General features: G+C 64.4%; 1 protein-coding gene and 3 pseudogenes. 2 read left to right on the top strand and 2 right to left on the bottom strand.

Features of this window, described 5'->3' with window-relative positions:
* Positions 1–35 precede the first annotated feature (35 nt).
* Positions 36–911: pseudogene (locus tag G3436_RS15180) on the bottom strand (FMN-binding glutamate synthase family protein); the annotation flags it as partial.
* A 2-nt stretch (positions 912–913) separates the two neighbouring features.
* Between G3436_RS15180 and G3436_RS15185 the strand changes: the two are divergent.
* Together G3436_RS15185 and G3436_RS15190 are read left to right on the top strand one after the other, a co-directional pair.
* Positions 914–1,227, top strand: a pseudogene (locus G3436_RS15185) (sarcosine oxidase); the annotation flags it as partial.
* Positions 1,228–1,462: 235 nt separating this feature from the next.
* The gene (locus G3436_RS15190) at positions 1,463–2,299 is read left to right on the top strand and encodes a bifunctional allantoicase/(S)-ureidoglycine aminohydrolase (protein WP_163946372.1); all 837 of its coding nucleotides are present in this window, start codon (positions 1,463–1,465) and stop codon (positions 2,297–2,299) included.
* Between the two features lie 47 nt (positions 2,300–2,346).
* Here G3436_RS15190 and G3436_RS15195 read toward each other — a convergent pair.
* Positions 2,347–3,218: pseudogene (locus tag G3436_RS15195) on the bottom strand (LysR substrate-binding domain-containing protein).
* Positions 3,219–3,448 lie beyond the last annotated feature (230 nt).

The raw sequence follows: 3,448 nt of genomic DNA on the forward strand, positions 1-3,448 counted from the left end.
CAGCGAAGGGCTGCAAGGCAGCCCATGCTTTCAACTCAGTAGGTAGAGCACGGAATCCACGAAGTACCGGCCAATGGCACACGCGCCATCGCCGCCGACTCCACGGTCAACGCCACCAGATCTTCCGGATCCAGGTTGTGCAGGTGCGACTTGCCGTACGCACGGGCCATCGTTTGCGCTTCCAGCACCAGTACACGCAAATAGTTGGCCAAGCCGCGCCCGCCCTCGACCGGATCCAGACGTCTGGCCAGTTCCGGGTCCTGGGTGGTGATGCTGGCCGGGGCACGGCCGTTCTGCCAGCGTCATAGAAGCCCGCCGCCGAACCGATCTTCAGTTCCTCGTCCAGCCGCGGGTGGTTGTCGCCCAGCACAATCAGCGCCGCCGTGCCAATGGCCACCGCATCCGCCCCCAACGCCATGGCCTTGGCCACGTCCGCACCGTTGCGGATGCCGCCCGACACGATCAATTGCACCTTGCGGTGCATGCCCATCTCCTGCAGCGCCTGCACCGCCTGCGGTATCGCCGGCAGAATCGGGATGCCCACGTGCTCGATGAACACTTCCTGGGTGGCCGCCGTGCCGCCCTGCATGCCGTCGAGCACGATCACGTCGGCACCCGCCTTGACCGCCAGCTTGACGTCGTAATACGGCCGACTGGCACCGATCTTCACGTAGATCGGCTTCTCCCTGTCGGTGATTTCGCGCAATTCGGCAATCTTGATCGCCAGGTCGTCCGGGCCGGTCCAGTCCGGGTGACGGCAGGCACTGCGCTGGTCCACGCCAATCGGCAAGGTACGTATGCCGGCCACCCGTTCGGTGACCTTCAAGCCCAGCAGCATGCCGCCGCCACCGCGACGGCAGGTACTGGTACACCAGGTGCTGCGACTGGCCGCGCTCTTCCGGGGTCATGCCCCGACCAGGTGGCCAACTACCTGCTGCCGCGCCGTGACAGCCATGCGTGGCTGCAATTGAGCGGGGCGACCATCAGCCAGGTGGTGGCCAAGCGGTGCGGGGCGGACCTGCGCCCCGAGGCATTCCCCGAGGGTGCGGTGGCGCAGACCTCGGCGCGCGGATCAACGTGATCGTGGTGAACCTTGGCGGGCTGCAGGCGCCGCGGTTCCAGGTGCTGTGCGACCTCGCGTCGCTCGAGTATTTCAAGGCGGCAGTGCTGGACGCGATGGGGGCGTTCGAGGCGGTGTTGTTGCAGCCTGAGGGATTGATGGCGTGATCACTGGCCCCTTCGCTGGCAAGCCAGCTCCCACAGGGTTAGCGGCGTACGCACTACCTGTGGGAGCCGGCGCGCCAGCGAAGGAGACACCACATTCACAAAACGAATGACATGGATTTCAACATTTAATTTGTGGATAGCGCCAGATGCTCATAACGTAGCGATGCAATCCCTGAACAGGGCCGCCCGCCGCAGGCTGGCCCGGGGGACACAACAACAAACATCGAGACTGTCCATGTCTAAAACCACTTACTTCGCCCCCCACGGCGGGCACCCGGCTCAGACCGAGATGCTGACAGACCGTGCCATGTTCACCGAAGCCTACGCGGTGATCCCCAAGGGCGTGATGCGCGATATCGTCACCAGCCACCTGCCCTTCTGGGACAAGATGCGCATGTGGGTCATCGCCCGCCCATTGTCGGGTTTTGCCGAGACCTTCTCGCAGTACATCGTCGAAGTCGCCCCTGAAGGCGGCAGCGAGCGCCCCGAGCAGGACCAGAACGCCGAAGCGGTGCTGTTCGTGGTTGAAGGCCAGGTCGACATCACCCTGCAGGGCAAGCCGTACACCCTCAAGCCAGGCGGCTATGCGTTCATTCCGCCGGGCGCCGAGTGGAGCCTGCGCAACACCAGCGCGGCCAACGTGACCTTCCACTGGATCCGCAAGCACTACCAGGAAGTCGAAGGCCTGGAACACCCGCAAGCGTTCGTCACCAACGAGCAGGACGTGACCCCGATCCCGATGCCGGGCACCGATGGCGCCTGGGTCACCACGCGCTTCGTCGACATGGCCGACATGCGCCACGACATGCACGTCAACATCGTGACCTTCCAGCCGGGCGGCACCATCCCGTTCGCTGAAACCCACGTGATGGAGCACGGCCTGTACGTGCTGGAAGGCAAGGCCGTCTACCGCCTGAACCAGGACTGGGTGGAAGTGGAAGCCGGCGACTTCATGTGGCTGCGCGCGTTCTGCCCGCAGGCGTGCTACTCCGGCGGCCCAGGCCCGTTCCGCTACCTGCTGTACAAGGATGTGAACCGTAACGTGAACCTGACGCTGAACCCTAAGCGTTGAGGCTGTAGCGATGCACAGAGCCCGCCATGATTGGCGGGCTTTTTCGTTTACTGGTCCAACAGCCTGGACAGCACTGCACAGAGTTGCTTGACCATCGGGTCGGCCGTCTGCCGATGCAGGATCAGAATCTCGTAGCTGTCGATCACCGGCAGGCCGTCGGCTTCGTCGAGTACCTGGTGCTCGGCGGTGACCGCGCGTGGTGGCAGCAGGCTGATGCCCATGCCGTCGGCCACGGCGGCCTGGATGCCGCTGAGGCTGGAGCTGGTGAATGCGATGCGCCAGCGCCGGCCGAGGCTTTCCACGGCACTGATGATTTCGTCGCGGTACAGCCCGCGTGGCGGGAAGGTCACCAACGGGATCGGGTCGAGGGCCAGGGCGGGGTTGCGGGCGCTGTCGATCCAGCGTAGTTGCTCAGGCCAACTGGCCACCCCTTCCCGGCCGTTGCGGCGTTGCTTGAGCAGGACCAGATCGAGTTCGCCGTTGTCGTAGCTTTGGCTGAGGTCGCGGCACAGGCCGCTGGTGACTTCGAGCTTGACCTGCGGGTGCTTGCGGTTGAAGGCCGACAAGGCGTTGGTGGTGCGCCCGCCGACGAAGTCTTCGGGCACGCCCAGGCGCAGGGTCACGCCGACGCTGGCGCGGCCAGGGCTTCGAGCATCTGGTCGTTGAGGGCCAGCATGTGGCGGGCGTAGCCGAGCAGGGTCTGGCCGGCATCGGTGGGCAGCACTTCGCGGTTACCGCGTTCGAGCAGGCGGTGGCCGACCATCTCTTCCAGGCGTCTGACCTTCTGGCTGATGGTCGACTGGGTGGAATGCAGACGGGTGGCGGCGGTGGTGAAACTGCCGCAGTCGGCCACCACCACGATGGCGCGCAGCAGGTCGAGATCGAACAGCGACCTATTTGGTTTCAGACTGAGGGTCATGGCCGGATTCGGTTTTTGAATGGGTGTGCAGGTTTCTAGCATGTGCGGGGGGGTTGAGCAATGCTCCCCCCCAATCACCTGACATTAAGTTGCATCAGGGCTTGAAGGTGCATGCCTTGGATCCAATGCATCTCCAGCGCCCTTGAAATCGAGCGCCGCCCGCGCGGCGCATCGCGGCGCAAGGCGAGTCGTCGCACCGCAGCTCCCACATTGGGACTGTCAGATTTTTT

Origin of the sequence: Pseudomonas brassicae, assembly GCF_010671725.1 — a bacterium.
Lineage (GTDB): Bacteria > Pseudomonadota > Gammaproteobacteria > Pseudomonadales > Pseudomonadaceae > Aquipseudomonas > Aquipseudomonas brassicae.